The organism is Gilvimarinus gilvus, from assembly GCF_030518155.1.
Taxonomy (GTDB): Bacteria; Pseudomonadota; Gammaproteobacteria; order Pseudomonadales; family Cellvibrionaceae; genus Gilvimarinus; species Gilvimarinus gilvus.
In genome coordinates, this window is record NZ_JAULRU010000764.1 from 1 (window position 1) to 468 (window position 468).

1 protein-coding gene is annotated in these 468 nt (G+C 38.9%); it reads right to left on the bottom strand.

Annotated elements, in window-relative coordinates; translation table 11 throughout:
- Positions 1–456 (bottom strand): DUF4026 domain-containing protein (locus QWI17_RS19460; RefSeq protein WP_441294597.1); only part of this gene is annotated, 456 nt, incomplete at its 3' end.
- Between the last annotated feature and the right edge of the window lie 12 nt (positions 457–468).

Sequence of the window (468 nt, forward strand, 5' to 3'; positions counted from 1 at the left end):
CGAATTCATCTGCTCTACTCCATCTTTGATGTTCAACATTTCCAATTCCACAGAACCGCAACGATGCAAACCATGCGTATGCATCCAATACACGCGATCGCCATCTTCGTCCTCATCATAAACGCCATGAATCACATATAAATACGAAGGCGCAGGCGGAATTTCTGACTCTGCTGTCACTTTCGCCCATTTACCAGAAAGCAAACGATAAGGCATAAAATCGACAACAATAGACGGATTCTCGACAATGGCTTGCATAATTTTTAGTTGCAAATGAAAACTATCCAACGCGTCATTTCCGAAATACATCACAGATTCCAAATAAAAATCTTGTTGCGTTGCAATTTCCATTTCTTCATCCGAAATCATATTTCCAAAACCAAATTCAGAATAATCGTTACTTCTCGCATCCACAACATACAAATTCACATCAAATTCTTCCTCCAAATAAGACACTACAAGTTGATA